Origin of the sequence: Odoribacter sp. Z80, from assembly GCF_009935865.1 — a bacterium.
Classification (GTDB): domain Bacteria; phylum Bacteroidota; class Bacteroidia; order Bacteroidales; family Marinifilaceae; genus Odoribacter.
Window position 1 is genome coordinate 63,724 of record NZ_QWEL01000002.1, and the last position, 26,121, is coordinate 89,844.

25 protein-coding genes and 1 tRNA gene are annotated in these 26,121 nt (G+C 42.1%); 7 read left to right on the top strand and 19 right to left on the bottom strand.

The window, feature by feature from the left end:
* Nucleotides 1-10: 10 nt before the first annotated feature.
* From D1136_RS02035 to greA, 7 genes are all read right to left on the bottom strand, one after another.
* The gene (locus D1136_RS02035) at nt 11-499 is read right to left on the bottom strand and encodes a PaaI family thioesterase (RefSeq protein ID WP_161875967.1); all 489 of its coding nucleotides are present in this window, start codon (nt 497-499) and stop codon (nt 11-13) included.
* 39 nt (nt 500-538) lie between these two features.
* The gene (locus tag D1136_RS02040) at nt 539-910 is read right to left on the bottom strand and encodes a GntR family transcriptional regulator (RefSeq protein WP_161875968.1); all 372 of its coding nucleotides are present in this window, start codon (nt 908-910) and stop codon (nt 539-541) included.
* Nucleotides 900-1,337: a hypothetical protein gene (locus tag D1136_RS02045; RefSeq protein ID WP_161875969.1), complete on the bottom strand. Its 438-nt coding sequence runs from the start codon at nt 1,335-1,337 to the stop codon at nt 900-902. The genes D1136_RS02040 and D1136_RS02045 overlap by 11 nt, the downstream gene beginning before the upstream one ends.
* A gap of 16 nt (nt 1,338-1,353) precedes the next feature.
* On the bottom strand, nt 1,354-2,310 hold the full coding sequence (locus D1136_RS02050) for a hypothetical protein (protein ID WP_161875970.1): 957 nt from the start codon (nt 2,308-2,310) through the stop codon (nt 1,354-1,356).
* A 10-nt stretch (nt 2,311-2,320) separates the two neighbouring features.
* The gene (locus D1136_RS02055; RefSeq protein ID WP_161875971.1) at nt 2,321-3,160 is read right to left on the bottom strand and encodes an ATP-binding cassette domain-containing protein; all 840 of its coding nucleotides are present in this window, start codon (nt 3,158-3,160) and stop codon (nt 2,321-2,323) included.
* 159 nt (nt 3,161-3,319) lie between these two features.
* Complete coding sequence (locus tag D1136_RS02060) at nt 3,320-3,715, bottom strand: HIT family protein (protein WP_161875972.1); 396 nt, start codon at nt 3,713-3,715, stop codon at nt 3,320-3,322.
* Between the two features lie 23 nt (nt 3,716-3,738).
* Entirely contained in the window at nt 3,739-4,215 is a 477-nt protein-coding gene (gene greA / locus D1136_RS02065) for a transcription elongation factor GreA (protein WP_161875973.1), read from the bottom strand.
* A gap of 378 nt (nt 4,216-4,593) precedes the next feature.
* Here greA and rplS point away from each other — a divergent pair, with 378 nt between their 5' ends.
* Both rplS and D1136_RS02075 read left to right on the top strand, forming a co-directional pair.
* A complete protein-coding gene (rplS, locus tag D1136_RS02070; protein WP_161875974.1) occupies nt 4,594-4,947 on the top strand; it encodes a 50S ribosomal protein L19 in 354 nt (117 codons plus the stop codon).
* A gap of 124 nt (nt 4,948-5,071) precedes the next feature.
* A complete protein-coding gene (locus D1136_RS02075; protein ID WP_161875975.1) occupies nt 5,072-6,814 on the top strand; it encodes a phospho-sugar mutase in 1,743 nt (580 codons plus the stop codon).
* Nucleotides 6,815-6,855: 41 nt separating this feature from the next.
* Here the strand turns inward: D1136_RS02075 and D1136_RS02080 are convergent, their stop codons facing one another.
* On the bottom strand, nt 6,856-8,283 hold the full coding sequence (locus D1136_RS02080; protein WP_161875976.1) for an ATP-dependent RecD-like DNA helicase: 1,428 nt from the start codon (nt 8,281-8,283) through the stop codon (nt 6,856-6,858).
* 181 nt (nt 8,284-8,464) lie between these two features.
* Here D1136_RS02080 and D1136_RS02085 point away from each other — a divergent pair, with 181 nt between their 5' ends.
* Genes D1136_RS02085 through rsmD form a run of 3 tightly spaced genes read left to right on the top strand, consistent with a single transcriptional unit; the run spans nt 8,465 to nt 10,506 of the window.
* Nucleotides 8,465-9,109: a hypothetical protein gene (locus D1136_RS02085; protein WP_161875977.1), complete on the top strand. Its 645-nt coding sequence runs from the start codon at nt 8,465-8,467 to the stop codon at nt 9,107-9,109.
* A 9-nt stretch (nt 9,110-9,118) separates the two neighbouring features.
* Complete coding sequence (locus D1136_RS02090) at nt 9,119-9,958, top strand: DUF3822 family protein (RefSeq protein WP_161875978.1); 840 nt, start codon at nt 9,119-9,121, stop codon at nt 9,956-9,958.
* A complete protein-coding gene (rsmD, locus tag D1136_RS02095) occupies nt 9,949-10,506 on the top strand; it encodes a 16S rRNA (guanine(966)-N(2))-methyltransferase RsmD (protein ID WP_161875979.1) in 558 nt (185 codons plus the stop codon). Before D1136_RS02090 ends, rsmD begins: the two co-directional genes overlap by 10 nt.
* Before the next feature lie 167 nt (nt 10,507-10,673).
* Here rsmD and gcvP read toward each other — a convergent pair whose 3' ends face one another.
* The 3 genes from gcvP to D1136_RS02110 form a co-directional block, all read right to left on the bottom strand.
* Nucleotides 10,674-13,553: an aminomethyl-transferring glycine dehydrogenase gene (gene gcvP / locus D1136_RS02100; RefSeq protein ID WP_161875980.1), complete on the bottom strand. Its 2,880-nt coding sequence runs from the start codon at nt 13,551-13,553 to the stop codon at nt 10,674-10,676.
* A gap of 176 nt (nt 13,554-13,729) precedes the next feature.
* Nucleotides 13,730-13,805, bottom strand: a tRNA-His gene (locus D1136_RS02105).
* 82 nt (nt 13,806-13,887) lie between these two features.
* Nucleotides 13,888-14,478 carry a DUF3109 family protein gene (locus D1136_RS02110; protein ID WP_161875981.1) on the bottom strand — a complete coding sequence of 197 codons (591 nt, stop codon included), beginning with the start codon at nt 14,476-14,478 and terminating at the stop codon, nt 13,888-13,890.
* A 97-nt stretch (nt 14,479-14,575) separates the two neighbouring features.
* Between D1136_RS02110 and D1136_RS02115 the strand changes: the two genes are divergently transcribed.
* Nucleotides 14,576-15,952, top strand: coding sequence for a metallophosphoesterase family protein (locus D1136_RS02115; RefSeq protein ID WP_161875982.1), 1,377 nt, complete (start codon nt 14,576-14,578; stop codon nt 15,950-15,952).
* A gap of 31 nt (nt 15,953-15,983) precedes the next feature.
* Here the strand turns inward: D1136_RS02115 and D1136_RS02120 are convergent, their stop codons facing one another.
* From D1136_RS02120 to D1136_RS02145, 6 genes are all read right to left on the bottom strand, one after another.
* Nucleotides 15,984-17,933 (bottom strand): LTA synthase family protein, encoded by a 1,950-nt coding sequence (locus D1136_RS02120; protein ID WP_161875983.1) that lies wholly within the window; start codon nt 17,931-17,933, stop codon nt 15,984-15,986.
* A gap of 80 nt (nt 17,934-18,013) precedes the next feature.
* On the bottom strand, nt 18,014-19,534 hold the full coding sequence (gene gpmI, locus D1136_RS02125) for a 2,3-bisphosphoglycerate-independent phosphoglycerate mutase (RefSeq protein ID WP_161875984.1): 1,521 nt from the start codon (nt 19,532-19,534) through the stop codon (nt 18,014-18,016).
* A 127-nt stretch (nt 19,535-19,661) separates the two neighbouring features.
* Entirely contained in the window at nt 19,662-19,991 is a 330-nt protein-coding gene (locus D1136_RS02130; RefSeq protein WP_161875985.1) for a hypothetical protein, read from the bottom strand.
* Between the two features lie 3 nt (nt 19,992-19,994).
* A complete protein-coding gene (locus D1136_RS02135) occupies nt 19,995-20,828 on the bottom strand; it encodes a DUF4296 domain-containing protein (RefSeq protein WP_161875986.1) in 834 nt (277 codons plus the stop codon).
* Nucleotides 20,825-21,577: an ABC transporter ATP-binding protein gene (locus tag D1136_RS02140; protein ID WP_161875987.1), complete on the bottom strand. Its 753-nt coding sequence runs from the start codon at nt 21,575-21,577 to the stop codon at nt 20,825-20,827. The genes D1136_RS02135 and D1136_RS02140 overlap by 4 nt, the downstream gene beginning before the upstream one ends.
* Nucleotides 21,577-22,314 (bottom strand): ABC transporter permease, encoded by a 738-nt coding sequence (locus tag D1136_RS02145; protein ID WP_161875988.1) that lies wholly within the window; start codon nt 22,312-22,314, stop codon nt 21,577-21,579. The genes D1136_RS02140 and D1136_RS02145 overlap by 1 nt, the downstream gene beginning before the upstream one ends.
* 261 nt (nt 22,315-22,575) lie before the next feature.
* Between D1136_RS02145 and D1136_RS02150 the strand changes: the two genes are divergently transcribed.
* Nucleotides 22,576-23,640: a mannose-1-phosphate guanylyltransferase gene (locus tag D1136_RS02150; RefSeq protein WP_161875989.1), complete on the top strand. Its 1,065-nt coding sequence runs from the start codon at nt 22,576-22,578 to the stop codon at nt 23,638-23,640.
* A 65-nt stretch (nt 23,641-23,705) separates the two neighbouring features.
* On the opposite strand, the gene gldN is transcribed toward D1136_RS02150, so the two are convergent.
* Together gldN and gldM are read right to left on the bottom strand one after the other, a co-directional pair.
* A complete protein-coding gene (gene gldN, locus D1136_RS02155; RefSeq protein WP_161875990.1) occupies nt 23,706-24,545 on the bottom strand; it encodes a gliding motility protein GldN in 840 nt (279 codons plus the stop codon).
* 26 nt (nt 24,546-24,571) lie between these two features.
* Entirely contained in the window at nt 24,572-26,116 is a 1,545-nt protein-coding gene (gene gldM / locus D1136_RS02160) for a gliding motility protein GldM (protein WP_161875991.1), read from the bottom strand.
* Nucleotides 26,117-26,121 lie beyond the last annotated feature (5 nt).

Consider the following 26,121-nt stretch of genomic DNA (forward strand, 5'->3'; position numbering starts at 1 on the left):
TCCAATTGTTCTATTTCTCTGAGTTATAAAATGCCTCAACACCAGGCCAGTCCAATTTTTTCCGGGCTATCTCTTCCGGATAAACCATATACACCACATCCGCTTCCGCAGCCAGCTCATTCTTCTCATTAAATAATTCTACCCGCGCCGTCACCAAGCGTTTATGCACCTCCGTTACTTTTGCCCTGAGCCAAATCTCACCCCCATCTGTCCTCACAGGCCTCCGGTATGTGATTTTCATTTCCGTTGTCACTCCGGCCGTCCTTTCATGAGAAAAAATAGCCCAACTGGCAATCTCATCCATCAAGGTTGCCTGGATTCCGCCGTGCAAGATATGAAAAAATCCCTGATAATTTCCGGTAGGCTGCCAATGACAGGTCACATATTCCCCCTCATCGACGAACTCACATTTCAATCCGTAAGGATTAGAAGGAGAACAACCGAAACAGTTGTATCCTTCCAAATCCGCATAAGCATTATACATTTTACGTTTTTCCATACCAACTCCTTTATCAGCCGATAAAAATAACGCATTTTTTCAAGAATCCTCCTCCCGGTTCAATTTTTCAAATTCGCAGTGAATAACTTCCCAGGAAATACCCAATAATTTCATCTGGCGGAAAAACTCCGGCAACACTTGTCCGATGAACTCCGTACGTTTCCTTTCCGTAATCCGGACGGAAGCATCCTCACTGACAAAAAAACCGAGCCCACGTTTATTATAGATAATGTGCTGATTTTGCAAACATTCATATGCACGCATTACGGTATTGGGATTCACCTCCAGCAAAATGCCCAATTCCCGGACAGAAGGAATCCGTTCGTCAGACTTCCATTTTTCTTTGACAATATTGTCGCACATCCAATCGACAATTTGCAGATAAATCGCTTGTGTATCCTTAAATTCCATCTTGTTCAGTTAATGTTCGTTCTATTCTAACATTGGGAGCATTTATCGTATCCACCCGGATATGGCGGGTAACATGCAATTTTAAATTATGTATATCCGGATATGACCCGTTATGTTTACTCCGCCCTCCGGAAAACACCAGGGTATCTCCCGATATTTTAAAACAGGCCGCATACCTGACATCGAAACTTCCCGAAAATTCCAGGCCGTTTTCCAATTGATTCTGAACGGCCCCATCCACTACAATCGCAGCATCCGTATCTTGGAAAACAACTGTTTTAACCGGAGTCCGGTAAATTTCCTCAAAATACTGTATTCCTTTTCTCCTTTCCTGTCGCCTGGTCTGATCGTACCCCCATGCAATAACAAAAAATACCACGACTAAACAAACGTATAAAGCCAACAAACAAAAATCATATTTTTTCATAATCGTCTTTTTCCGGTTAAACTTGTTTATTTTTTAATTTCTTCCAAATAATTCCCACGTAGGTCAAAGGCACAATATACAAAAGCAACAGCCATGAAGCTGAAAGAGGAACAAGTTCTCCGGTATTATAGAAATACAACCCGTAAAGCATGGCCTCCTCCCTCGGAATTTTCCAAAATACTGTTCCAACCCGATACACCAACCAACCTAAAAACAGAAAAAACAGGCCGTGTACAAGTATGGTCAGCAAAGCAGAACGTTTTCGGAAAGTAATGGAGCCCCACATAAATACAAACACAAAATAGAGCCAATACATAATCAGCAAATTCCATACGACAAAAGGAGTAAAATAAACCGTTCTCTCTTTTCTCACTCCCGTCCCATCCTCAACCTCCCGGGTATAAGCCGATGATTCCGAAAACCTGTCCACCACAGAAAAAACATTTCCCACTTTCGGATGTACAATCTCCGCACCCGATGTCAGTACAGGATAGGAAAAACCGGACCATGACTCCGCGACAGCAATTTTATCGGCTTCTTTAAAACCAGTATACTTATAAGAACAGGCCACATGGGCCACACTGTAAAATACGGCTACATGAAGCAAGAAAACCACAACAGTGGAATTCAATATGGCCAGCAACAACTTTTCAAATGAAGAAGCGGGCAACAGCAATGCCCCGAATGATTTTTTCCCGGACATAAAATCCGCAAACGAATAACTCGCCGCAAACAGTAGAAAAAATCCCAATAATCCCCAAAATATTTTAGCGAACATGCCATAATAACGGTCCAAATAATTCGACCCGGTATACAAGCTCGTATACTCCATTCTGAACGGATTAAACTTACATACTACCATAAAAGTAACCACCACCATCACTCCGAGAAAAATCAATATGGTTTTCATATTTTCCCGGTAATATTTCCATGCCAAAGCCTTAAAGCGGCATATATCAAAAATTTCTTTCATCATTACACAATTAATCATTTACCTTGTCGTTACCAAAAATCGCCCGTATCTTTTCGGGATGTTGCAAAACCGCATTGAAAAAAAGTTCCATATCCAACTTACTATCCTCGCCATTTTCATTAACCACTACTCCCCAGCGACCTTTCACGGATTCTTCTGCAAACAAAGCCGATTCATCCTCCTCCAGATTCTTAAAAACCAATTTTTCCGTAATCCGGTCAGTCGTCACATTGACCAATATTCTACTTTCTTCCACTACCACCAAGGCATCAATGAGATTATCCAAATCCCGCACCTGATGTGTAGATATGATAATACATCTGTCTTTCGTTGCGACAGAAGCTATTAAACAGCGGAAATGGCTTTTCGAAGGAATGTCCAAACCGTTGGTCGGTTCATCCATGACCAACAAACGGGTATTGCAAGCTAAGCCCAAACATATCAAGGCTTTTTTACGCTGTCCGTATGACATCCGGCTCATTCTCTCGTCCAACGACACCTCGAACTCTTCCATATACTCCTCCAACATTTGTCTGTCAAAACGCGGATAAAACGGCCGAAGCAGTTCTGCATACGCGGACATTTTCAAATCAGGCAAATAGATTTCCTCAGGTATAAAAAACAATTCGGATAAAAACGCAGGTTTTCGCGCAGAAGGCAAATAACCCATAACGTTAATCTCTCCACGCTCAGGAAACAACAAACCACACATCAATTTTAGCAAAGTACTCTTTCCTGCTCCGTTTTTTCCCAACAAACCATATACATGGCCCTCAGACAAAGTCAGATTCAAACCAGAAAATACATTCTTTTTCCGGTAACTGAAATCCAGTTGATTCATTCGTATCATCATCACTTTTTTAAATTATTGATTTAGTGTATTGCTATATTAATACACCACAAATGTATGATTAATTTTTTAACAAACAAAAAAAATAGGCCGAATATGAAAAAACCTCATCCGGACACTTTGTCCATGATGAGGTCTATTTCAGGAAATCAATTACTTTTATTCTACATTCCGGGCAATCTCTTCCGCACACGCTTTCATTTCCTCCGCCGGAAATTGCTTTTTGGGATTACAGAAATTCAAATCATCCCCACTGTTTAAAGGCACCAAATGGATATGTGCATGAGGCACATCCAATCCCAACACAGCCACACCGACTCTTTGACAAGGAATTGTTTTGCCGATAGCCTTAGCTACTTTTTTGGCAAAAACCATTAACCCGGACAATTCTTCATCCGGAAGTTCAAACAGATAATCTGTTTCTTTCTTGGGAATAACTAAGGTATGCCCTTTCTGCAAAGGATTGATATCCAAAAAGGCATAATAATCCTCATCTTCGGCCACCTTATAGGAAGGAATTTCGCCTTTGACGATTTTAGAAAAAATTGAAGCCATAACGTAATCCGTTTATTCGTGACTTACAGACTAATGTCCATAATTTCAAATTCCATTTCTCCGGCTGGCACCTTCACCATGACTTTATCCCCCAGTTTCTTTCCGACCAACGCCTGAGCAATAGGGGTATGGATAGATAATTTTCCTTCCTTAAAGTTTGCTTCCGTTTCCGACACCAAGGTATAGGTCATCGTGGCGCCTGTCTTCGTATTCTTAATGGTTACTTTATTCAGCATCTGCACCTTCGAAGTATCTATCTGCGATTCGTCGATCACCCGGCAACTGGCTATGGTATCTTTCAACTGAGCAATTTTAGCCTCCAACAGGCCCTGAGCATCTTTAGCAGCATCATACTCAGCATTTTCAGAAATATCTCCCTTTTCAATGGCTTCTCCGATTGCTTTGGAAATTTTCGGACGTTCCACATTCTGCAATCGCTCTAATTCGTCCTGCAATTTTTTCAATCCTTCTTTTGTTACATAAGACACTTTGTTGCTCATAACCGTTATATTTAAGCGTTTATTTTATACAAAAAAAATAAATGACACTTATCCTCCAATAAGTGCCTTTATTAAAAAGAATCCCAAATTAATTATTCGGAATCCTCACCTCCGAAGGCAAAGGTAAGACCTTTTTCCGAAAAAAAAAAGTTTTCGGAGAAAATTAAACAAACGTTTTCAATTTATAAAGTTTCTCCGGACAAAACCAACTTTCCTTTCTCATCCCGCCCGGACAAAACATCTATTTTTTATATCATTTCTTGCATATCACTAAAATACTTTCTATATTTGCAGCCTGTTTGAAACATGCACAGTCTCTTACATGAAAGTCTCCATCGTAATACTGTGTCTGATAAATAAATCTTAATAAAGAATAGAATGGATTTAATTAAAATTGCAGAGCAGGCATTTGCTGCTGAGAACCCTGTAGAGCATCCTTCATTCAATACTGGTGACACAGTAAGTGTACACTACAAAATTATTGAAGGAAACAAAGAACGTATTCAGGTATTCCGTGGTGTTGTTATCCAGATTAAAGGAACCGGAACCACCAAAACCTTTACCGTCCGGAAAATGTCCGGAAACATCGGTGTTGAAAGAATTTTCCCCATCGAATCTCCGTTTATCAAAGAAATTGAAATAAACAAAGTGGGTAAAGTAAGACGTTCCAGAATTTACTATTTCCGTAAACTTACCGGAAAGAAAGCAAAAATCAAGGAAAAAAGATCTTAAAATTAGATTTTTGACTAAAAATAAAAAAGCTCTGCAATTGCAGGGCTTTTTTATTTTTATAATTTTGTAAAGAATAGAAAACTTTTGGGAAACAAATAACCTTAAAAAACAAATACGTTGCATTATGGAAAATACAGAAATCATCCGGCAATCCAGAGCCAAAGCGGAAACCTGGTTAAACGACAGCTACGATAAAACGACCAAAGAAGCAGTCAGAAAAATGCTCGACTCTGAAGATCAGACAGAATTGATCGATTCTTTTTATAAAGATCTGGAATTCGGCACCGGAGGATTAAGAGGCATTATGGGACCGGGCAGCAATCGCATGAACAGATATACAGTAGGGACCGCCACCCAAGGCTTTGCCAATTACATCAACAAAATGTTTCCGAATGAAGAAAAATCAGTATGCATCGGACATGATTGCCGCCATCATTCCCGGGACTATGCGGAAACGACAGCAGCCATCTTCTCTGCCAATGGAATTACAGCTTATCTTTTCGAATCCCTGCGTCCAACTCCGGAAATGTCATTTGCCATCAGGGAATTAGGTTGTAAAGGGGGCGTCATCATCACGGCTTCCCATAACCCCAAAGAATACAACGGTTATAAAGCCTATTGGAACGACGGTTCACAACTGGTGCCTCCCCATGATAAAAACGTGATTGAAGAAGTTAAAAAAGTAAAAGTTTCTGAAATTAAATTTCAGGCAGTACCGGAAAAAATCAAAATTCTGGGTGAAGATTTTGATAAAAAATTTTTAGAAGCAGTAAAAACGCTGAGTCTTTCTCCGGAAGCTATCCGGCATCAGCATGACCTCAAGATTGTTTTCACTCCTTTACACGGCACCACATACAAATTAGTCCCCGCCTCTTTGCGGAATTGGGGATTTACCAACATCACCACTATTCCCGAACAGATGATTACCGACGGAGATTTCCCGACCGTAGCCTCTGCTAATCCCGAAGAACCGGCAGCTTTCAAATTAGCGCTGGATAAAGCCCGGGAAATAGACGCAGACCTGGCCATGGCTTGCGACCCTGACGGCGACCGGATAGGTATTGCCGTAAAAGACGATAAAGGAGAATGGATATTACTCAATGGCAATCAAACGAACATCATTTTCACATGGTACATTATCCGCCGCCGCAAAGAATCAGGATTGCTCAAAGGCAATGAATATACCATAAAAACCATTGTCACGTCCGAATTAATCAAAGAAATTGCAGAAAAGAACGGTATACCCTGTTACGATGTATACACCGGTTTTAAATGGATTGCCGATATGATTCGCCAGAAAGGAGCAGAAGGCTATATTGGTGCCGGCGAAGAATCTTTCGGCTTTATGCCAGGCTCTTTCACCCGGGACAAAGATGCAGTTTCCTCCACTTCTTTGATGGCTGAAATTGCCGCCTGGGCCAAAGACCAGGGCAAATCCCTGTTCGATATCCTGAAGGAAATCTATGCAACCTACGGCTTCTCACAGGAAAAAATGATATACATCGTCCGAAAAGGTTTGTCGGGAGCACAAGAAATTCAGGAGATGATGAATGCCCTACGGCACAATACTCCCAAAACGATTAATCACAGTCCCGTTGCCGTCAAAAAAGACTATGCCGACTTAATCGAGTCAGACCTGCTTACGGGGCATACCCAAAAAATGAATTTCCCGACCACCAGCGATGTACTCCAATTCTTCCTGGCCGACGGATGCAAGATTTCTGTACGTCCTTCCGGTACAGAGCCGAAAATAAAATTTTACTTTGAAGCCCGGGCCGACATGAAAAGTGCAGAAGATTTTCATAAAGCCCAGCAAGAAGCTTCCGCTAAAATCGAAGCCATGATGGCAGACCTGAAAATCGGATAACAGAACTGCAACTGATGTGCTGATGTCTATTCATCAGTACATCAGTCTGTTTTTTCCTGCGTGCTAAAGAAGGTTTCTTTAAAATTAATGAAATACACCCGTTCCCGCGCACGGGTAATGGCTGTATATAACCAACGCCAATATTCATCATCCCACATATCTTCCCCCACATACCCCTGGTCTATGAATACGGCATCCCACTGCCCCCCCTGGGCTTTATGACAGGTAACAGCATAAGCAAATTTAATCTGCAAAGCATTATAATATTCATTCTCCCGCACTTTCTCAAATCTCTTTCGCTTTGAGGCCACATCATGATAATCGGCTTCAATGGCCCTGTACAACTCTTTGCTTTGCTCGTAAGACAATGCCGGGAAATCTGAGATTAACGTGTCCAGCATCACCCAGGCTTCCATCTCTTCTTCACACCCGTCAATCCTGAGAGTAGCTTTCAAAAAACGACACCCGTACAGTTCCGTCCGTCTCCCGGCACGAACTACCGTAGCCATATCCCCATTGGCAATAAAATCAATTTTTTCATAACCGGTTCCCCAGAAATAATTATTGCGGACAATCATGATCCGGTCACCACTGCAAAAATCTTCCTCCCGATATAAAATGCTCCTCCGGATTCCTTCATTAAACCGATTGGCCCTTTTATTGGAACGGCATATCACAATCGTCTCTTCCTCTCCATACTTACCGTAACAAGTCTCCATTTCTTCCAGCAATTCCGCTCCGGTAATCCTGAAAACATCCGGGAACCCTATTGTTTTCAGGTTTAGCTGCTCTTCCCCTGTACCGATAACCTTCCTCACCTCAGTTGCATTGTATAAAATACCGGAAGTCTCCGCCTGCCTCATCACATCCGTCAAATCCACCTGCGTTACTTTCAGGCAATAAGCAGCCTCCAATTCCTCCAACTCCAAAGCCGGACTGATATTCAAACCGACAGGCGGTAACTGAGCCACATCCCCAACCAATACCAATCGGTTACTTTTCCCGTTATACACAAATTCAACCAAATCATCCAACAGACAGCCGCTCCCGAAATGCCCCTCCATATCTGCATTAGAAATCATAGAAGCCTCATCTATAAAAAACAGCGTATTCGTCCCTCCGTTAAAACCCAGGTTAAAAAAACCTTCTCCGTCATCGGCCTTTTTCTGCCGGTAAATTTTTTTATGAATGGTAAAAGCCGGCTGCCCGGCATACCCCGAGAACACTTTCGCCGCCCGGCCGGTAGGAGCCAGTAACACCACCTTATATCCGAGTGCCACTAAAGCATTTACCATAGCAGAAACCAGGGAAGTCTTTCCGGTGCCGGCATATCCGCGCAACAAAAACAAACCATCCTCCTGACGGGCAAAGAAAAAATGGCTGAAACGCTCCACAGCTAATTTCTGAGTAGGTGAAAAATCAAAACCAAACTTTTTTAATACAATATCTTCAAAATGTTTTTGAATCATCGCGAAAATTAATGGCGGATTGTATTTTTAATCTAAATTTTTTCCTAAATTTGCAAGCATTATTAGGGTTTTCTGGCGTGTTGATAACGTTTGAATTCTTCTGTAAAGATACAAATTTACCTCCATACCTGAGAAGCCCGGATTCAAAAACGTATTAATATCATACAAAATAACATTCAATATGAAAAAACTTATCATCCAGATTATCCTTGCCGGGGTTATCATATTTCTCGGTTATAAATGCTATAACAGCATTATGATTCCCCAGAGATTTACCGAAATCAAAAAACAAAGATACGAACGGATCGTGCAGCGCTTAATCGATATCCGTACGGCCCAGGATGCCTACAAAGGAGTATACGGCGTATATACCGGCAGTTTTGATACATTGATTAACTTCATTAAATATGACTCCGTAAAAAACGTACGCTCTATCGGTTCTTTGAGTGATGACGACCTGGAAAAAGGAGTAACGGAAGCCCAAGCCATTAAAGAAGGTAAAATCATTCGGGACACCATTAAAGTAAATGCGCTGGAAGCCGTATTTAGCAAAGATTATCCGATTGATGAACTGCGTTACGTACCTTTTACCAAACGTAAACATCAATTCAAAATGGGGGCTTCTTCTGTTTTCACAGACTCCGGTGTAGAAGTACCTATCTTTGAAGCCCGCGTCTCCAACATGGTAATTTTCGAAGACATCCGGGATGAATACAATGACCAATTATTGGAAGAAAACGGAGAAAGAAAACGTCTGAACAAATATCCGGGTCTGAAAGTCGGCGATTTGAAAGAAGCAAACAATAACGTAGGAAACTGGGAATAATACACATACATGCAAAACGTATATTATATTGACAATAATTTTATAAAAGAAAATTCTTCGCAATATATTCTGTCCATCCGTTATTCAACGGATGGATTTTCATTTTGCATTCACGACCACAACAACAAACTTTTAGTATTTTATTTCCAGCCTTTCAACCTGGATACGGCCGATGCAGTCATTGCCAAAACCAAAAAAATCATAGTGGACAATGAGCTGTTGAACCTGAAATATAAAAAAGTATATATCCTGCCCTGCAATAAAGAAAAGGTCCTGGTTCCAGCCCACGTTTTCAATAAAACCCATCTGGCGGACCTGTATCGCATCTGTCTGTCACCCCAGAAAAACGATACCTTGCTTTACCGGAAAATCAAAATCATGGAAAGTTATATCGTGGAAAACCTCCCGCGTAGTTTTGTTACTTTCCTGACTTCCCGGTTCCAGTCTTTATGCATCGTCAACAGTGCCTATCCTTTTATTGTTCATTCCTTATCCAATATCTTGTTTAATACTAACCATCTGTTCATAGACATACAGGACCAATACATCGATGTGTTACTGACTCGCAGCAATGACATTTTATTATTCAATTCATTCACTTACGGTTCGGTCACCGATATTATCTATTACGCCCTAAATTGCCTGCAACAATGTCATGTCAATAAAGAAAACCTTCAGACCACTCTATCAGGCAATCTGGTCAATGACCCTCAACTGGGCGAGACTTTAGGGAAGTTCATTCCGAATATTTCCATTCTGAACTATCCCCCATTATCCCAATTGCTCAAAAACGAAGAACTGAATAATTCCAGTTTTATTCATTTATTACACGTCCACCAATGCGAATAATCAGCGGTACTCACAGAGGCCGGCAGATTTTTCCCGATAAAAATTTCAGTGCTCGGCCCACGACAGATTTTGCCAAAGAAAATTTGTTCAACGTTCTGAACAACTATGCAGACATTGCAGGAAGCCGGATATTGGACCTTTTCTCCGGAACCGGTAGTATCAGCTATGAATTTGCCTCCAGAGGAGCACGGGAAGTCATTTCCATCGAACAAAATTACAAGCACTATGCTTTTATCAAACGCACAGCAACAGAGTTAGGCTTTTCAGCCATGAAAGTATACAAAAACGATGCATTTGCTGCCTGCAAAAAATTAAAAGGCCAACCTTTTGATATCATCTTTGCCGACCCTCCTTACTGTTTAGAAAACCTGTCCGAAATTCCCGCAGCTATTTTCACCAATGGGTTATTGGCTCCTAACGGCATTGCCATCATCGAACATCCGGCCCAAATAGACTTCTCTGCCCACCCTCATTTCTCAGAACATCGCCAATACGGAAGTGTCAACTTCTCCCTCTTCCGCTATTCCGACGAAAGTCCCTCAACATAATTCTACAAAGTATTTATATACACCATTATACCCAATCCAGGATTCTTTCTTCTGCTACGCTCGAAATGATATAAATACCTGATTTTTTTATCAGAATGATGCAATAAAAAAAATCCTTCTGAAAATTTAATATTTTCAGAAGGATTTTAATTTACCAATGAACCGAACTAATCCTGGTCGTCAGAAACATATAAGGGGTCACAGGTACACATCAGATTACGGTCACCGTAGCCATCGTCTACCCGGCCCACCTGCGGCCAGAATTTATTTTCAGCCACCCACGCCAGCGGATAAGCTGCTTTACTTCTGGGGTATGCGTGTGTCCACTCATCGGCAGTCAACACCTGATGCGTATGGGGAGCATTTTTCAATACGTTATCTTCTTTATCAGCCTTGCCGTCTGCCACTTCCACCATCTCCTCCCGAATTGTTTTCAAAGCTTCGATAAAACGGTCCAGTTCTTCTTTCGGTTCACTTTCCGTCGGTTCCACCATCAAGGTTCCATGTACCGGGAAAGAAAGAGTCGGCGCATGGAAACCGAAGTCCATCAGACGTTTGGCTATATCCAATTCGGTAATACCATATTCTTTGCTGAAAGCACTGCAATCCCAAATCATTTCGTGCCCGACACGTCCCTGCTTTCCTTTAAATAAAATCTTAAAGCCCAATTTTTCAAAAGAAGATGCCAGGTAATTTGCATTCAAGATGGCCATCTCAGTTACCTTTTTCAATCCTTCTCCGCCCAACATCAGCAAATAACCGTAAGTAATTGGCAGTAAACTGACGGAACCGTAAGGAGCCGCAGCAACTGCGTGAATACCCTGTTCTCCACCTGTTTTCACCACCGAATGAGTGGGCAGGAATTCCACCAAATGCTTAGCCACGCAAATCGGTCCGACACCAGGACCTCCGCCTCCGTGAGGCATGGCAAAAGTTTTGTGTAAATTCAAATGACAGGCATCAGCTCCGATTTCTCCCGGACTGGTCAAACCGCACTGTCCGTTCATATTGGCACCATCCATATAGAGCAAGCCTCCGTTATCGTGTATAATCTTCACTAATTCACGTATGGATTCCTCAAAGATTCCATGAGTGGAAGGATAAGTAATCATAGCCCCGAAAAGATTCTCCCGGTTGGCTTCTGCCTTTGCCCGAAAATCCGCAACATCAATATTTCCTTCCGGGTCGGTAGCCGTCACGACAACCTTCAAGCCGGCCATCGTACTGGAAGCAGGGTTGGTACCATGGGCAGAGGCAGGGATCAACATGACATTCCGATTACCCTGTCCGTGGGCAATGTGATATTGCCTCAAAACCATCAAAGCCGAATATTCTCCGGCTGCACCCGAGTTAGGTTGCAGGCTGCACCCAGCCAAACCGGTAACTTTAGTCAACATCTGTTCCGTTTCCCGGATCATTTGCTGGTAACCCTCCGCCTGGTCAAACGGCACAAACGGATGCATCCGGCCGAATTCCGGCCAGGTAATCGGTAACATTTCTGCGGCAGCATTCAGTTTCATCGTACAAGAACCCAAAGAAATCATAGAAGTGGCCAAAGAAATATCCCGGCGTTCCAGGTTCTTCATATACCGCATCATAGCCGTTTCGGAATGATAGATATTGAACACCGGTTGTTGCATAAATTCATCATCCCGCAACATATCCGGGTTGAGTACGGTGCAATCGTCCAGAAATTTTACTCTTTCCGCTTTTTTTCCGGCCGCTTCAGCAAAAATAGCCGCAATCACATTCAATTCCGCTTCACTGATACACTCATCGGTTGACAATCCGACTGTTCCGCAATCACAATAAAATAAGTTTACTTCATGTTCCAGAGCCACTTCCCGCAGAGTTTCCACCGTTACTCCTTCCGGCAATTCAAAACGAAGAGTGTCAAAAAACTTGCTGATTTTCAGCTCATAACCATATTTGCTAATTTCTTCTGCCAGAATGACTGCAGCAGAATGGATATGGCGGGCAATTCGTTGCAATCCCTCGCGACCGTGATAAGCTCCGTAAAATCCGGCCATTGTAGCGTTTAAAGCTTTAGCCGTACAAATATTAGAAGAAGCTTTTTCCCTTTTGATATGCTGTTCACGGGTCTGCAAAGCCAAACGCAAAGCCTTATTCCCCTGGGCGTCTATTGTGACACCGATGATGCGGCCCGGAATATTCCGTTTATATTCTTCTTTTGTAGCCATATAAGCAGCATGAGGACCTCCATATCCCATCGGAATACCGAAACGCTGGGAAGTTCCAACCACCACATCCGCACCCCATTCTCCCGGAGGGGTGAGTAATACCAGACTCATCAAATCAGCAGCTACCGTCAATAAAGAACCGTTAGCATGCACTTTCTCTGCAAAAGCTCTATAATTCCGGATCTCACCGTTAGAGGCCGGATATTGTACTAAAGCACCGAAAACTTCCGGGGTAAACTCAAAAGTCGCATAATCCCCATACACCAATTCTATTCCCTGAGGAGCAGAACGGGTAATCAATACGTCTTTAGTCTGGGCAAAAACCTTTTCATCCACAAACAATTTATTAGCTCCGGCCTTTTTCATTTCCTTACCCCGCAAAGCAAACATCATTGTCATGGCCTCGGCAGCAGCAGTCGCCTCATCCAGCAAAGAACAGTTGGTAATTTCCATACCCGTCAACTCCAGAATCATCGTCTGATAGTTCAACAAAGCCTCCAGACGCCCCTGAGATACTTCCGCCTGATAAGGAGTATAAGAAGTATACCAAGCCGGATTTTCCAGTATATTCCGGATAATCACCGCCGGCGAAATCGTGTCGTAATACCCCTGTCCGATAAAAGAACGGAAAAGCTTATTTTTGGCAGCCACTGCTTTCACTTTTTCCAAAAATTCATCCTCCGATAAAGGTTCCGGTAAATCCAATGTTTTTTTCAGCCGAATAGAAGCCGGTACGGTTTGTTCTATCAGTTCGTCAACCGACTTTACGCCTATCACTTTCAACATCTCTTCCACATCTTCCGAACGCGGGCCGACGTGTCTTGTTATAAATTGTTCTTTAGCCATATTTTTAGTATTAATATTGATGGATCATTCTATTGTAAACGTTTCCGTTTAGACAGGTAAAATTAAGTTTTTTCCTTCTCAGTCGGAAATCTTTATCCAAAATATTTAAAGAGAATCGGCCACATAAACTAAAAAAAGAGGTTGTCGTTTGACAACCTCTTCCCTGTGGTTTTTGAGGGTGGAAGATCGGGCTCGAACCGACGACCTTCGGAACCACAATCCGACGCTCTAACCGACTGAGCTACATCCACCATTTTGCTTTTGCGCTGCAAAGATAGAGATAATCCCGGATTATACAAACAAAAAACTAAAAAAAAGATTTATTTTATACTACTCACCGGTCAGGGATCTCTATCTGGCCTGTTTCTATTTCATGAGCAGCATATTCCAATTGTTCATACCACTCCCTGCCATACCGGGCAATGAGCGCTTCTTCCAGAAAACGGTACAGGGGCATACTTTCTTTCTCTCCTCTCAGACAAGCACATCGGCAAATATTCCACTCATTGTAATTCAAAACTTCAAATCCTTCATAACGGGTTGCCCGAATCGGATATAAATGACAGGAAACTGGCTTCCGGAAATCCGAATGCCCTTCCCTCCAGGCTTTTTCTATGGCACACCAACAATTACCGTTCTCTTCTATCGCATAAGCACATTCCCTGCCGTCAATCAAAGGAGTCACCAAATCCCCCTCCTGGTCTGTCACGGCAAAACCTTGCTCTTCCACCGCCTTCACTCCACTCTGTTTCATATACCCTTTTATCCCATCATAGTTCGCTTCTATCCGCAAAGGCTCTCCTTCTTCCAGTGGCGCACCGGAATCTCCCTCAATACAGCACACTCCTTTGCATTGAGCCAGATCACAACAAAATTTTTTCCGGAAAACATCAAAGCTCACAATCGTATTTTCAATCTGTATCATAAAACCGTCCTTATTTTTTAACTGCCAAATATAATACCTTAGCCTAAAAGAATCACGTAATATATATTTATTATTACTTTCGCAAAAAATAAATTCTATGAAAAAAAGATACTCTATACCGTTATTCCTTCTGTTGACCGGAGGATGTTTATGCTTCTGGAAATGGGACACATGGTTTAAAAATACCCCGGAAGCCCCCTATTCCACCCCTTCTTTTCAAGATCGAATAACCCTGACGGCCGGCGAAGACGGAGAAACTTCCCGTAGAATAAGCTGGCGTTGTGATTCTACGCTCTCCGAGGCTCACTTAGAATACACAGACTCCATAACCCGGGACACAACCCAAATCCCGGCACAAGGACACATCGTTCAAACCCGGGCCGGAAAGTCGGCCTTTTACCAGGCAGAACTCACCGGTTTGGTGGCAGACCGTGCCTACTTCTACCGAGTAATCAACGACACAGTGAAATCATCCTGGTATTCCTTTTCCATTCCTTCAGGCAAGGATTCCCTTTCATTCATTTATTTTGGAGACATCCAGGACCCGGCCTCCGGAAAAACAGCTGCTATTTTCAAATCCTTACACCGCCGCTACCCTCACACTGCTTTCTGGGCACTTGCAGGTGATGTCATCGAACGCCCTACCGATGAATACTGGAACTATTGGTTCTCTACAATGGATTCTGTAAGCACCTCCCAACTTTTGCTGGCCGCAACCGGTAACCACGAATACCTGAAAGGCTTGCCCAAAGTCCTGGATTCCCGTTGGACTGCTACTTTTTCCTATCCTCACAACGGCCCAAAAAACTTCGAAGGACAAAGTTATGTGGTCCACTTCAAAGACCTTTGTTTTATTGTAATCGACAGCGACGGCATACAGGGCCCGGTCTCCCTTTACCGTCATTATGTCTGGTTAAAAGAAATTCTGGCTCAGTCGGACAAAAAATGGAAAATAGTTATGATGCACCACCCTGCTTACTCCGTCCGCGCCCACAGGAATAATTTTTACGTGAGATATACCTTTAAACCTCTTTATGAAAAATATGGCGTAGATTTAGTCTTACAAGGCCACGACCACGGTTATTCCCGAATCAACACTAAAAACAACGGCATTCCGGGAAGCCCGGTATATATTGTCAGCAGCTGCTCTCCCAAACATTACAACATCGGTTTTAATCCGGTCCACGACCGTTTGGGCTCCGGTTTAAACCTTTACCAGTACATCACTCTCCGGAATGATACCCTGCACTACCGTTCTTTCACAGTAGAAAAAAATGAACTTTATGACGAACTTTATCTCATCCGCGACGGAAAGGACAACCGAATCACTGACAAGGGAATAAACCTGCCCGAACAAGTGGAACTGCCCGAATCTTACCAAAACAGTAAAAAAATTAACCGCGAAAGATACAACCGCCAAATGGAAGAACGCCGGGAAATGCTCCGGCAAAATAAAACTACTCTGACCCCATAAAAGCGGCAAACCTTATCAGACAAGATTCCTTTTAGAATCCGTCTTCTACGGCTAACTTATTATCAATCATTCCCGCATTATACTGCTGGATAACTGCCCGTAGTTTATCCAGCATTTTCTTTTCTGTCTCTCCACCTTTGCCTGCCAGATTATTCAATAATTTCGGATCATCCTTGTAATTATAAAAGGCAATTACTTTTTCATTGGCATATTGTAAAAAATAGTCGCCTTCGGTAATCTGAAAAGCCCCTTCCCTGAAATTAACAGCAAAATGTTCCTTTCCGGCATCAAACATATTCCGTCCGTAAGTCACAAATTTCCGGTCATATCCCAACAATCCCATTACAGTCGGCAGAATATCGCATTGCGACACAACTGTCGAATCGTTATAGCCCACCAGATTGCTGCCCGGAGCATACCACACCATGGGAACCGCAAAATCGCCCAAAGCGGTTTTATAGGCATCCTCATGATGAGCTGCGGAATGGTCAGCCGTAATAACAAACAGTGTGTTCCGGAACCAAGGCATCGACGAAGCTTTGCGAAAGAACTGACGAAGGGCATAATCTGTATAACCTACGACTTGATGATTGGGAATATACCCCATTGGAAACCTGCCTCTATATTTTTCAGGCACCTTATAAGGATGATGGGAAGAAAGGGTAAACACCGCAACTGAAAACGGCTCTTCAAACTCATTCAGTTGCCCGGCCATATAAGACAGGAAAGGTTCATCCCAGATTCCCCAAATACCATCAAAATCATCGTTATTATCATATTCATCTTTACCATAATATTCTTTGTAACCGGCCTGTTTCACAAATGAATTAAAGCCCATGGACCCGTTGGGAGCTCCATGAAAGAAAGCCGTACGATACCCCAAAGGGGCCAATAAAGAAGCCGGGCTATTCAAAGCATTACCCGAATAATGGGAAAGTATAAAACAGGTTTCCATCGCCGGAATACTGGCTAAAGCCGACGGCATGGCATCAATTGACTTTCTTCCGTTCGCAAAAGCCCTTTCAAAGAGATAGGCTCTTTCTGCCAAAGAATCAAGGAAAGGAGTATAACTCTGATACCCCTGGAAATGTCGGTTAAAAACACCTGTATATTCCCGGGCAAAACTTTCCAACAGAATAACCACAACATTTCTGCCCCTGAGACTCCCATACAAATGATCGGTCGGGGAGACAGGATCATAGACCGGATTAAAAATAGCAGAAATCTGTTCCTCCGGAAAATACTCTTTCTTATGCAGTGTGGTTTTCCCAATGGTACGAATCAGAGCAAAAGGAGTATTCAGCACAATTGCCCGATGATCCGGACGCTCTATATATTCGGTGGCATTGCTTAAAGTAATCGGACGGGTACTGTGAGCAAAACCACCCCTCATTCCTCCCAAACACAATAGGACAATCAAGGCAGATGCCGCAATATTCACCGAATAATATACCCACGGATTCCGAATCAGAGGCTGAGCAATACGAATCTTACGGTATACCCAAATCATTCCCGCTACCAATCCCACCACGCTCAGCGTAACATACCAATAATCCCAGATAAAACGAAAAAAAAGACTTATTCCGTTCTGTTCATTCTGAAATTCCTCAAAAACGGCAGTGGTCGTACGCCGTAAAGTAAAACGATAATAAACCGAATCGGCCATATTAGCGATAATGGCTATCCCATTCACAAGATAAAAGATATACTTTATAACCTGCTGATAGCCGTTAGTATACCGAAAACGGAATGGAAGAATATGCAAAGCAATAACCAGCAAATTGGTATAAATAATGGCAGATGTATCAAAACGCACTCCTCCTTCCATGATTCGCAGCCAAGCTCCGGGGCTGATGTTCTCAAATAAACTCAGATTATACAGATAAAACAGCATACGGGTAATCATATATATTCCATACACCAATAACATCCGTAATATCAATACGGTATAAATATTTCCGGCTATTTTTCTTACTTGCATCATTTTCATTTTTACAAGGGCAAAAATACGAAAAAAAGCGACCTCGGAAACAGGTCGCTTTTCTTTTATCTTCCGGCAAATTACCCGATCAAACTCTTTCCCGTCATTTCTGCCGGCTGGGTTATTCCCATAATTTTCAAAACAGTGGGAGCTACATCTGCCAGCACTCCGTTCTGCAAAGATTTTCCCTGTTCATCGGTTATCCAGATACAAGGTACAGGATTCAAAGAATGGGCAGTATTCGGAGAGCCGTCACTATTCACAGCATTATCAGCATTCCCATGGTCGGCAATAATCAAAACATCATATCCGTTTTCCCGGGCTGCATTCACCACTTTCTCCACACACGCATCGACAGTGGCCACCGCTTTCTGTATTGCTTCATAAACGCCGGTATGTCCCACCATATCACCATTGGCAAAATTCAGACAAACAAAATCTGCCGACCGGGCCTTCAATTGGTCTACTAATTTTTCAGCCACTTCCGGTGCAGACATTTCCGGTTGCAAATCATAAGTCGCCACTTTAGGAGAAGGTACCAATATCCGGTTTTCCCCTTCAAACTGAGCTTCCCGGCCGCCATTAAAGAAAAAAGTCACATGGGCATACTTTTCCGTCTCAGCTATCCGCAATTGTTTCAATCCGGCTTTACTGACCACTTCCCCCAGTGTATTCTCCACATTTTCCTTGTTAAACAGGATATGCAACCCCTGGAAAGTCGCATCATAAGGAGTCATACAACAATAATGCAAAGGCAAAGTATGCATTTCCTGTTCCGGCATATCGCGTTGAGTCAATGCAATCGTCAATTCTTTGGCCCGGTCATTACGGTAATTGAAAAAAATCACCATATCCCCGGGTTCTATCACACCCACCGGTTTACGGTCACTTCCAACATGTACAATCGGTTTGATAAACTCATCCGTAACTCCTTCATCATAAGACTGCTGGATGCTAACCTCCACATGCTGAGTCTGGGCTCCGATTCCGTTTACAAGCAAATCATAAGCTTCTTTCACCCGTTCCCAACGATTGTCCCGGTCCATGGCATAATAACGGCCGATAACCGAAGCAATACGCCCGGTAGACTTATCCATGTGTTCCTTCAATTCCCGGATAAATCCCAATCCACTCTTAGGGTCCGTATCCCGGCCATCCATAAAACAATGTACAAAAGTCTTCTGAATACCAAATTCCTTAGATACATCGCATAATTTTTTCAAATGTTCCAAAGAACTGTGCACTCCGCCGTCAGACACCAACCCCATGAAATGAACCTGCTTTTTATTTTCCTTAGCATAAGTAAAAGCCCTCACTATTTCAGGATTTTGAAGAATGGAATTATCCCGGCAAGCCTTGTTTATCCGTACCAGATCCTGGTCAACCACCCTACCTGCACCGATATTCAAATGCCCCACTTCGGAATTTCCCATCTGTCCATCGGGCAAACCAACATTCTCACCGCAAGTTAACAAAGTTGAATGAGGATATTTTTCAGTTAAAGCCGAAATAAAAGGGGTAGGAGTATTAAAAATAGCATCCGTCTTATCCTGTTTACCGATACCCCACCCATCTAAAATCATTAACAATACTTTTTTCATATCTATTTTTATTAATCAAATTTATCGTCTGCCATTCTAAATAAAGTCTTAGCAAAGTTAATTTTTTATCTCTATATTCCTTCCCGCACCTGAATTTTTAGCCGAATATTTTTCACGGGGAAAAATATCAAAGCAACCGGATTTTGGCGGCATCACTCCAGGTTAAATGAAGCAAATCTGCCCCCTCAACCAGAGCAACCTGTTCAAAATGATTACCTCTTTCAGCAAACCAACGCTCCAAAAGAGGCAACATCTTATCGCCTGATTGGAATAAACATTTATATGTCATCACATAATCGGGGACAATCAGTCCGCCATAGAATTCCATTCCGGCAATTTCCCGGATGTGTCCTCCGGTATTTACCACCCTTACCTCGCCTTGCTCTATAACAACATACCCGTTTTTAATCAAGGGAGAGTCCGGCAGAAAAATATAATTAGCAGCTATTTTTCTCATTTTTTATCGGCGAGGCAATCCTTGTTGCAATCTTTTCTCAGTCCTCTGGGATATATAAGGACGGAACAACTGGTTATCCCAGGACTGTCCTCCAAATTTTTTCAGGTCAACGGGTTTATCTGTTTGGGGCTTCAACTGCCGCCTTTTTAAAGCAGAACTTACCGGCTGCCGGGGAGGGACAATATCCAGATAACTGATTACCAGACGGGTATAAACCGAATCAGTATACTGTGACCAATTATACTTCCGGGGTACTGTGTCGAATTGTACGATCAGGTCCCGTACATGCAAAGTATCTTTCTCATCTTCAGACAAAAAGAAAGAATGAATACGGCGATTTCTGACAGAAGCTGCCGAATCAAATTTTAAAGTGGTCTGAAACTTATATTGTCCGGGGATTATACTGTCTATCACTACCGTATAAACCGAATCCAGCCGGAGTGTGTCCACTACCGGGAAATAATTGACAGAATCATTGATTTTCAATTCACTCAACACTTTATCAATAGAAGTCATTTGCCGGTTCAGACTATCAATAATCACCTCATACATCTTTACAAACTCTGTGTTTCGTGCAGAATAATAATACATACAAGAATCAAAATCCGCCCGTGTGATACCATATTTTTGAAACACGTGATTGTAATAAGCATAATTCTTCAACTCATGACTCCCGACCATGCCACGATTTGCTGCCAAAGTTCCGTCAATACGATGCATATCTATCAACAACGCCGTAAATTCCTCCTTATCCAGGGGGAGTTTTTCACGATGGCACCCCAAAACCATACACCATACACAAATTATGATTCCTCCGGTCAAAACACTTCTTATCATAACTCTTCTTTTATTTTCTTAAACAGTTTGGAAGAAAAAATAAAATCATTCAAATATTTATTCTCCGTATGGGCTATCATCTCTTTGTTCCCCTCCCATTCCTTCCGGCCTTCATGGATAAAAACAATCTTCTCCCCTATCTCAAAAACGGAATTCATATCATGTGTATTTACCACCGTCGTCATTCCGTATTCATGAGTAATCTCATAAATCAAATTATCAATAACAATAGAAGTAAGCGGATCCAGACCGGAATTCGGTTCGTCACAAAATAAAAATTTGGGATTCATCACAATAGCCCGCGCAATGGCTACCCTCTTCTTCATACCACCGCTAATTTCCGAAGGGAAAAGATTTTCTGCATCGTGTAAATCCACCCGATGTAAACAAAAAACAGCCCTCTCTCTTTTTTCCCGTTCAGACAACTCAGTAAACAGATTCAAGGGAAACATCACATTTTCCAATACAGTCTGCGAATCAAAGAGAGCACCTCCCTGGAATACCACTCCGATTTCCTGACGTAAACATTTCATCTGAGAAGCATCCATTATTGTCAGATCCCTGTCCCCATAATAAATATGCCCCTCTTCTATCGGATTCAATCCAATCAAGGATTTTAATAATACCGTTTTACCGGAACCACTTTTTCCAATAATCAGATTCACTTTACCTGTCTCAAAAGTTACCTGAATATCCGATAATACCATCTTCTGGTCAAAAGACTTACTCAAAGCTTCGACTCGTATCATTACAACATAATTTGAGTTAATATGAGGTTTACCGTAAGAATGGCTATACTACTGTCTACCACCGCTTTGGTACCGGCTTTCCCTACTTCTCTGGCTCCTCCCTGGACATAATAACCATAAAAAGCAGGTATAGAAGTAAAAATAAAAGCAAAGAACAAAGTTTTTACAATGGAATAAGTCACGTAATAAGGATTAAATGAAAAATGCAACCCATAAATAAAATCCTCAAAATTAACCACTCCGCTGATTATACCGGAGATAATTCCTCCCAGAATACCGATAAAAACACTGAAGACATATAAAACCGGGTTGATCACCAACGCTGCTAAAATCTTGGGTCCGACCAAATAAGCAACCGAATTCACTCCCATCACTTCCAAAGCCTCTATCTGCTCAGTAATTCTCATACTTCCGATTTCCGAAGCGATATTGCTCCCGATCTTTCCCGCCAGAATCAAACTGACAATGGTAGAGGAAAATTCCAGTAACATGGTTTCCCGGGTCAGGTAACCGATTAAATAGCGGGGCAGCAAAGGACTCTGCATGTTATAAGCCGTTTGTAAAGTCAACACTGCTCCGATAAAAAAGGAAATAATGACGACCAGCATAATAGAATTCAGGCCCAGCTTTTCGAATTCAAGAATCATTTCCTTGCTGTACACCTTCATTTTTTCAGGCTTACAAAAAGCTTTTCTGATAAAAGTAATATACTGGCCCAGATGATACAAAAACTTCATATATATCCCAGTTAACTCAACCCTCAATCCTGATTTCCTGACATGGAAATTCAGTAGAACTTCTGCCGGAAACCAAAACCGACAGAAATTTAAGGTAAAAATATAAATTATTCATGGAATTTACTCCATAATCCGGAAGGCATTTTCACCTCCTCATAAATTTCGATTTCATATTTCAGATTCTTAACTAAAAAGCATTATATTTGGTATACATTTTGAATATCCTTTTACAAAAAATAAAAACACTCTAAAACCATACGAATGAACCCCAACTCTTATTGTGTGATTATGGCCGGCGGAATCGGCAATCGTTTCTGGCCTGTCAGTAATCAACGCTGTCCCAAACAATTTTCAGATATCCTACATACCGGAAAAAGTTTTATCCGGCAGACCTATGAACGAATTGCCCAGATTTTTCCCAACAATCATATTTTTGTTGTTACCGGCGAAGAATACGGAGATATCACCAAAAAACAACTCCCGGAAATTCCCGATTCCAATATATTGAAAGAGCCTTATGTACGCAATACTGCAACATGTATTGCCTATGCAGCCTATAAAATCCACGGCATAAACCCCGATGCTTATATGGTTACCATCCCTTCCGACCACTTCATTACCAATGACGCTGCTTATTTGAAAGACCTTCAAGAAGGGGTCAGCTTCGTGGAGCAAAAGGGAGGTTTACTGACCATAGGAATCACTCCCACCCGTGCCGAAACCCAATACGGGTATATTCAGGTGAAATCGAAAGACAACACTCAAAAAATTTCCACTGTCAAGACTTTTACCGAAAAGCCCAACGCAGAGTTGGCTCAAATGTTTTTTGATTCCGATGAGTTTCTTTGGAATGCCGGTATCTTTATCTGGAGCGCTCGAGACATTATCCAGGAATTCAAAACCCACATGTTCGACCTCCATATCCTTTTTAATACAGATTGCAAATTAAACACAGCGGGAGAACCGAATTTCATAAGAAACGTGTACGGACAATGCCATAACATCTCCATTGACGTAGGTATTATGGAAAAATCCCAGCATGTATATGTATTAAAAGGCAACTTCGGCTGGTCGGATGTAGGTACCTGGCATGCTTTTCATGCCCTTTGTCCAAAAGACGAGTTCAACAATGTCTCCAATTCCGATAAAGTCATTCTGAACGACGCCCAAAATTGCATAGTCAACGTGCCTGCACGCAAAAACGTTATTGTGCAGGGTGTTGAAAATCTCATCATAGCAGAAAAAGACAATTATTTAATGATTTGTCACCGCAAAGACGAAGATAAAATCAAACGTTTTGAAAAAACCTTCCGGTTGAAAAAATAACCTTCTGATTAAGCCAACAAAAAAAGTCGCCTTTAGAGGCGACTTTTTATACGTTAAGAAAAACCTTAATATTCCCACAAATCCTGTTCGTAATTAAAGATTTCATTCGTAATTCTGTCAGATTCCAGCACAGCATCAATACCCGTGGCATAACTCTGAATAGAACGGTTGTCATAAGGATTAGTCTCCCGAATAATCCTCGAACTAAAATATCTTTTCAGGAAAAGGTCATCAAAACTCAAACGCATAGCATCATTCTGAAAGTTATACACTCTTCGTTTTGCCAGCAAATCCCGGAATTCACCGTAATCCACCCAAAACAATTCCCGTTTCAGAATGCCGTCAGCATCATCTTTAACATATTCCCGGATCGGACACAAGGCAATAATCCGGACTTCCAGCCGGGAAGAACGCTTATTGAAATACCATACTTCCTTCACCTGCAGACGTTTCACTTCATCCGTATGAATCTCATTGGCCACCGTAACGACTTCCAACTCTCCGGTACTCTCATTATGCCTTCTCAACGTATCCACAGATGCCCCAAACTTCGCCTTGATTTCGGAAAGAGTAATGGGAGTCTGCAATTCATCATCCTCATAAGCCGTTTTAAAAGATTTCTCAATCCCCTCCATCAATAAATCTACCAGGGACATTCGTCCATCCATGGGCACGGTAGGGTAATATAATGGCAGATTCATTTTCTCCCGCAGGATTACTTCCCTCCATACCGTCTTACTCCATACTATATTGTAGGGCTCGACATGCGGCAACGCAATCGGTGTCCTCTCATAGTTATCTTCATTTTTTATCACATTCTCGAAAAAGGCCTTCGAGTTCTGTGCTTTTGCATAGGAAGCAACCAATAGAAGTGCTAAAAAAATGAGTATAATCCTATTATTCATAATCCTTAAATTAAATCCATTCCTTATTAATCAATCCTAAAAGAAATTGAGGGCAATTTCCGGGTTGTGCCATCAGGGCCTTTTACCATAATATTTTCTATCGTCAAAGCCTGATTCCGTTTCAGCTTATTGATCATTCTGATTTGTGCATCACTGAATTTCCCCTTATCCGAACGGGTCTCCTCCACAACATATCCTTCTATCACACTGTATACACTGAAATTTTCTACCGAGAATTTTAAATCAAAATCGAAATTCTCCATCTCCACATCCACTCTTCCTGATGCCAGCAACACATTCTTACGGATTTTACCTCCCCTCAAGCCATTTACTTTTGCTACCGGGTCCGGCACATCTTTCACTCGAAAGACCTGAGTCTGCAATTCTCTTTTCTGGCCTTGGACATTAGCAAACACCGTAATGGAACTGTTCTTCCCTGCCACAGAGGGACGTACAATATACGAACCGTCCGGCTGCTTCCGAATAGTACCGTTTGTAATCTGAGCTTCGATAGCCTCCGGAGAAATGCCAGGAGCCGCCAAAGACACCGGATTATCTACCCCCACATAAAACACATTCATTTTAGTAGGAGAAATCACTACTGCCGGATCTGCAACTTCATATTCCATCTCAAACGTACGGGGCAACGTCTTTCCCGAAGGAGACACATAATTGATAACACCTTTTAATTTCTTGAATCCCACTGTATTTGCAGGCTCAGAATAAGTTGCAATATCTCCTTTATAGGCCAGATTTCTGCCATTGGCAATCACCTGGGGCTGTTGGGTCGTATCAATAGCAGCCAACATGATACGGGCTTTGAAAGTTTCTCCTTTCAGTACATACCGGGATTCAGGAATCACTAAAGCTTCCAGTTTATTGAACTTAAACGATTCGGCATCTGCAGAATTGGACAAATACCTTACAATATCAGCCTCCGTTCTCAACACATCAGCTTGTAACATAGTCAATAATGTCACAGCACCAATCAAGGGCACACTTTCAAATTTAGCGACCTCCCATGATTTATTATCCATCTTTCCCGGTTTGGTATCAGAAGTCGAAAGACAAATATTGATCGCTTTCCGTAATACTGTATCTTTCGGAGACACAAAACCCAATACAAGCTCCCTGTAAGCGGCAATCATCTCCCGAAGTTCCTTTCCTTTCCCTTCCAGAATCATCACCTGACTACCAATATCCAGATTATCTTTGGCTTTCACATTCATGACATCAGCCTCTTCCTCTCCATCCGCCAAAACAACCAGCCGGTATTTCAACCCCTCTATATGATCCACAAGCTCCTTCGCAGCTTTCCTCAACTTCCCGGATTTCTCCATAATAGGAGCCATCTTGTTATGATTGAGGTTATAGGCCATCTCAATATCATTGTATATTTCGGCATTCTTCCGCTGGAAATTGCCGATTGTTGAAGTCAATCCATGTTGCACCTTAGTAAAAGCATCTAATACATCCGCAGAGACATTCAATGCCAACATAGCAGTCAGCACCAAATACATCATCCCGATCATCTTCTGCCTCGGTGTTTCCGGACAATTTTTCGTTCCCATCGAAA